At 34.0% G+C, this 6,537-nt stretch carries 5 protein-coding genes; all 5 read left to right on the plus strand.

Going from position 1 to position 6,537, the window contains the following annotated elements:
• Positions 1 to 334, plus strand: a 334-nt coding sequence (locus tag ACVC2P_RS16245; RefSeq protein ID WP_452599507.1) for a sulfatase/phosphatase domain-containing protein, incomplete at its 5' end; no start/stop codon positions are given.
• 10 nt (positions 335 to 344) lie between these two features.
• Positions 345 to 1,943, plus strand: coding sequence for a sulfatase-like hydrolase/transferase (locus ACVC2P_RS16250; RefSeq protein ID WP_452599508.1), 1,599 nt, complete (start codon positions 345 to 347; stop codon positions 1,941 to 1,943).
• A gap of 82 nt (positions 1,944 to 2,025) precedes the next feature.
• A complete protein-coding gene (locus ACVC2P_RS16255; RefSeq protein WP_452599509.1) occupies positions 2,026 to 3,486 on the plus strand; it encodes a sulfatase in 1,461 nt (486 codons plus the stop codon).
• Positions 3,487 to 3,502: 16 nt separating this feature from the next.
• Positions 3,503 to 5,338, plus strand: a complete 1,836-nt coding sequence (locus ACVC2P_RS16260; RefSeq protein ID WP_452599510.1) for a T9SS type A sorting domain-containing protein — start codon at positions 3,503 to 3,505, stop codon at positions 5,336 to 5,338.
• A gap of 46 nt (positions 5,339 to 5,384) precedes the next feature.
• Positions 5,385 to 6,537 (plus strand): sulfatase-like hydrolase/transferase (locus ACVC2P_RS16265; RefSeq protein WP_452599511.1); only part of this gene is annotated, 1,153 nt, incomplete at its 3' end.

Below are 6,537 nucleotides of genomic sequence, written 5' to 3' on the forward strand. Positions count from 1 at the left end.
TCATTATTACGAATTTCCTTATTGGCATCATGTACAACCACATTATGGTATTAGAACACAAAAATACACATTAGCACATTTTTACTATAATATTGATATTTGGGAGTTATATGATTTAGAAAAAGACCCAACACAAATAAATAATATTATTGCAGATCCACAATATGCAAATGTGGTAACGGATTTAAAAGCGCAATTAAAAGCATTGATGAAAAAATCTGAAAACGATAAGTCTTTAGCAGATTTTAGAATGATAACAGACACAGACTTTGGTTCAATCGTTGATAGAAAAGATAGTGAGACCTCTGTACAAGACGTATTAACAAATAAATAAAAAGATATAAATGAAAAAAATATTTTTCATAGCAACACTAGTTGGAGCGATAATTTTATCGGCTTGTGGTTCGCAAAAATCAACTAACGATAAAGCATTAGATGAAAAGTCTAATAATGTGGTAACAACTTCAAATACTAAGAAAAATATCCTTTTTCTTTCTATTGATGATTTAAAACCATTGCTTTCAAATTATGGTGAATCTCAGATGAAAACACCAAACTTCGACCGTTTAGCAAAAATGGGAATGACCTTTACCAACGCTCATGTACAGTATGCCGTTTGTGGTCCTTCTCGCGCAAGTGTAATGACAGGTGCAAATCCAGATAAAACTAAAGTTTGGGATTTACATACCGATTTTAGAGAATCTGCACCTAGTTTAGTATCAATGCCAGAATATTTAATATCTCAAGGCTATGAAACCACAGCAGTAGGTAAGATTTATCATAAGGGAAGTTCTTCCCCTGGACATGATGGAAAAAGTTGGAGTATGCCACATCAATTACCAAATAATTATGATCCAGCAGCAGGAGAAGCAGCTTTTTCTTATTATCAAAATCCAGAGACTAAAAAGCAAATGGCTAAACTTAAAGAAGAAGCTATCGCTAAAGGCATTAAAAGAGGAGGTAAACAAAGAGGCTATGTATTTAAACGTTTAAAACCTTCTACAGAAAGCGTTGATGTTAGCGATACAGCATATCAAGATGGCTTATATACGCAAACTGCATTACAACAGTTAGACGATTTAGAAAAATCTGGAAAACCTTGGTTTTTAGGAGTGGGCTATCAAAAACCACACTTACCATTCGTGGCGCCAAAAAAGTATTGGGATTTATACGATAGAGATAAAATTGAATTAGCAAAATTTCAAAAAGTAGCCGAAGGAACACCAAAGTTTGCCTACCATTCTTTTGGAGAATTAAGAGCATTCAGCGATATCGATAACAATTATAGAGTTGGCGATATTATTCCAGAAGCTAAGCAACGTGAGCTTATTCATGGTTATATGGCTTGTATATCCTATATAGATGCGCAAATAGGAATACTATTAGATAATCTCGAAAAACGAAACATTCTAGACGATACGGTTATTGTACTTTGGGGAGATCATGGTTGGCATTTAGGTGACCATACAGAGTGGTGCAAGCACTCTAATTTTGAGCAAGCAACACGTATTCCATTTATGTTTGCTGGACCAGGAGTTGAAAAGAACCAGAAATCACACCATCCAGTAAATCTAGTCGATTTGTTCCCAACAGTATTTGAATTAGCAAATGTGCCACAAAATGCACAAACCGATGGAAAATCGTTAGTACCATTATTAGATAACGATAAGGCAACATCTGTAGTTATGGATTATGCTTATCATCAATATAGACGTCAAAAAAAAATGGGGTATTCTGTTCGTACAAATAGATACAGATATACAGAGTGGCATAATAACAATTATAGAAGTTTCAAGCCATATAACAACGATAATATTTCAGGTTACGAATTGTATGACTATGATAAAGACCCATTAGAAACAAGAAATCTAATAGACGATCCAGCATACGTTCATGTAGTAAAAGATTTGAAGCAGAAGCTTAAGTCGCATTTAACAAAATAAAGCAAAAGGCGATAATCAATGTTATCGCCTTTTTTTGACATAATTCCTGAATTTTATATTCAGAATAAAAGACAGATTTTAAATGAAAAAAATTACACTTCTAATAGCACTTTGCTTCTCAATAATAAGTTGTGCTCAAACAAAAGCAACGTTGAGCAAAGCTAAAAAGCCAAACATATTAATTATCCATACAGATGATTTAGGCTATCACGATTTAAGCATCACAGGATCTCAACTATACAATACAAATAATATAGATCGATTGGCAAAAGAATCTGTTAATTTCACCAATGCTTACAGTAGCTATCCGCGTTGTACACCATCGCGTTATGGTATGATAACGGGTATGTATCCTGTAAATGAAAACAAAGGTAATTTAGGCGCCATTCCTGAAGATAAAAATATGATTAAGCAATTTGTAAACGCTGGTTATAACACCTCTTATGTTGGTAAATGGCACTTAGGAAAAGGGAAGAGCAACCCAGATAAGTTTGGTTTTTCGCATATTTATGCAGCAGGAGAAGCTGGCGGAATTGGGAGTCGTTTTTATCCATTTAACACACAAAAAAATGGGAAACCTGCAAAGTATAATGTGCCTAATGTACAAGAAGATGGTAAGGAAGGCGATTACGCTTCAGACATGCTAACAGATGCTACCATTAATTTCATTAAAAACAATCCAAAAGACAAACCATTTTTAGCGGTTTTAGCATACTACGCTGTACACACACCAATTGAAGCAAAACCAGAAGATGAAGCCCGAAATAAAGAGCAATTAAAAACTATAGATTTTGGTGATACACCAGAATATATTAAAGAAGGTGAAGGCAGACGTAAAATGCGTCAAGACGATGCTGGATATGCAGGAATGGTTGAGAATGTAGATGAAAACGTTGGTCGATTATTGCAAACGTTGAAAGATATGAGTATTGACAAAAACACCATTATTGTATTTTCTTCAGACCACGGAGGTTTATCTAACGATGGGTTTAAAGTAGAGCGTCATTTAGCAACAACAAACTTGCCTCTTAAAGCAGGAAAAGGATGGTTATACGAAGGAGGTATTCGTGTACCATTATTTATAAAATGGTCAGATAATTTAAAGCCTCGTGTTGAAGATAAATCTATTGTTTTAGGAATGGATATTTTCCCAACACTTTTAGACTTAACACTTAATAAAAAAGTAAAAGGATTAGACGGACAAAGCTACGCTTCGGTTTTAAAAAACAAAGAGAACTGGAAAGACAGAACGGTCTTTTGGCATTCACGCAAGGCAAGACCTCATAGTACAGGAGATAGTAAAGCATCTGTAGTACGTTCAGGCAATTATAAGCTAATTCACTTTTTTGAAAAAGATAAAATAGAATTATACAATTTAAAAGAAGACGTTGGCGAATTAAACGATTTATCTAAAAAAGAGTCAGCTAAAACTGCCCAAATGCTTCAATTATTAAAAGATTGGAAAAAGGAAATGTTAGTGCCAGAACGCTTAAATGTTGGCAAGAAAAATAAAGGAAGTAAAAAAAGAAAAAACAAAAACTAAATAACTTTTATCCCAAATGAAATTTTTAACCAAATTAAAAATAGTAGCTTTTATAGCTTTTTTTTATAGTAACAGCGCAGATGCGCAAACGGTTACCACAACTTTAGACGCAACTGTTAGAGATATCTCAGAAGTAAACATCGGTTTTAACAGACGTTCAGATGGAGGACCATTATTTTGGACCAATACGTCTTTTCAAACTTTACTAACAGAAATGAATCCAGATATTTTAAGATATCCAGGAGGCACACAAGGTAATTATTGGGATTGGAGTACAGGACAGTTTATTCCAAATACAGATAAACCATGGAACAATAGAGAGGTTGTAACTATTGCTCAATTTATGGCAGGAAAGCCATCTGCAACAAAAGTTATTTACATGGCTAATTTGGCACGACCTACACCCGCAACAGGAGTAGATGTAAACGCATCTGAAGCCATACTTAAAAGTCAAGCCACATTAAATGCTAAAATTGCTGATATGATTGATGCTATTGATGAGTTTGTGGCACAAGGACAAGAACCATATGCAGTAGAAATTGGAAATGAGTTTTATTTTGGAAATGAAGAAGGTGGTATTTTTCATATTACAGAAGCTAACGGGAAGTTTTACTCAGGTTGGGATGCCACGGCAAATGGAGGAGCAGGCGCAGCAATAGAGTCTAATAATAAAAAGGATGCAACAGATGTAAATGCAGAGTTTTATTTGCAACAAGCAAAAGATGTTGTCGCAGGTATTAAAGCAGCATACCCAAATATGAAATTTGCTTTAATAAGCACAAAAAGAGGAAATGGAACGTCTGCAAGAGAACGTTGGAATAATACTATCTACAATGAATTAAATACGAATCCAGATTTTTCCCAATTAAAACAAGATGTACATGCTTTAACACAGCACCATTATGTAAATGATGCCTATAATGCTTATGGCGTTTCAGATACTAATGCAGCCATTACAGATGCTACAACAGCAAAACATGCCATAGCAGAAGGTATTCAATACCCATTAGATAAACAATTAGATTATGACCAAGTACCAAGCGATTACAAAATTTGGTTTACAGAGTATGGAGCAACAAAAAATAATGCCGAAGATACTTGGGCTGCAGGTATGCGTCATGCAGCATTAACCTACAGTTGGTTAAGTTTAGGCGATAAAACAGAACAATTAGATTTTCATCATATTACAGATAACAACGTTGTAAAACCAGATGCAACAATGCGATTAGCATCTGCTGGAGTTACAACAAAACAGTTTATGGCTGCCATGTCTGGAATGACCGAAATGCAAAAAATTAATTTTGGAACCAATCCAATTTCTGTAGGAACAGTTAATTCATTGTATGGTTACAAGTTTAAAAGTTTGACTAAAGAAACCATTTTAGTGTTAAACGTAAGTGATACAGGAATTCAAAATGTGAAATTTGATAACTTATTAACTTATACAGGTACGCCAACAATGACGCAGTATCGCTCGAATGCGCCTTGGGTCTCTGGAGTTGCTCTAGGTGATACAAACATAATTTTAAATAACGATAATATTTTAAACACTTTTAATGCACGTAAGTTTTCAATTACAGTTATAGAAGTGCTTAACGAAACATTAAGTGTCGATGCGGTTTCACTTAGTAATATATCTGTTTTTCCTAATCCAGTAAAAGAGGTATTAACTATTAATACAGATGCAACATTAAAAGCAGTTTCTGTGTTCAATATCTCAGGAAAAGAAGTTTACACCGCAAAAACTATAGAAAACAACTCAATAAACCTTAATAATTTAGCTATAGGAATGTATATATTAAAAGTTGAAACAGATAAAGGTATTGAACATAAAAAGTTGATAAAAGAGTAAGATGAAGCAACTGAATATTTATATAACAATTATACTGCTAACATTAATGTTCAGTTGCAAAAGCAATACAACAGTTTCAGAAAATAATACTGAAACAGAAATTTCTTCTCAAGCAAAACCAAACATCCTAATTATCCATGTGGACGATTTAGGCTATCATGATTTAAGCATAAACGGAAGCAAAATCTACCAAACACCAAACATTGATGCGTTGGCAAAAGCATCAGTTGTGTTTAATAATGCCTATGCCAATTATCCACGTTGTGTACCATCGCGTTACGCTATGATGACAGGTAATTATCCTATACAAAATGGAGAAGTGCCAGACGATGGATTTAAAATGAGTGGTATTGCAGATAATAAAAACTTCGTAAAAAACATTAAAGCTGCAGGTTATCAAACTGCATATTTTGGCAAATGGCATTTGGGAGGCGAAGAAAGTTTAAAAGACTTTGGTTACGATTACAGTTTTGCAGCAGGTCACGCAGGCTCGCCAATTAGTTTTTTATATCCTTTTAATAAAAAGAAAGGCAAAGGAAAAACCAAAAAATCGCCAATTCCAGATGTAGATAAAGTGAGTAAAGAAGGCGATTATTTAATGGATGTAATGACCGATAATGTTGCCAAATACATTAAAAATGTAGACAAAGGCAAACCGTTTATGGCTATGTTTTCGTTTTACGCAGTGCATCAACCTTTAGAAGCAAAGCCAGAGGATATTCAACGTAATAAAGAAGAAATTAAAAATTTTGACTTCAAGAATCAACCAGAATTTATAAACGAAGGAACTGGGCGTACAAAAATGCGTCAAAATCATCCTAAATATGCAGCAATGGTTGAAACGATGGATGAAAATGTTGGAAAACTATTAAAACTACTAAAAGATTTAGATATTGAAAAAAACACAATTATCGTGTTTTCGTCAGACCATGGAGGATTATCTAACGACGGAACAAAAAAACGCAATTTAGCAACCTCAAACTACCCGCTTCGTGCAGGGAAAGGTTGGTTGTACGATGGCGGAATTAAAGTACCATTATTTGTAAAATGGGATAACCAGTTCCAACCTAAAGAAGATAATAAATCAATTGTCTTGCTAATGGATGTCTTTCCTACAATTTTAGATATTGCTGCAAATAAGGATTTAAAGACTAATGGAAAAAGTTTTCTACCAATTCTTCAAAATAAAGAACAATGGA

The sequence above is a fragment of the Pontimicrobium sp. MEBiC01747 genome (assembly GCF_053601635.1).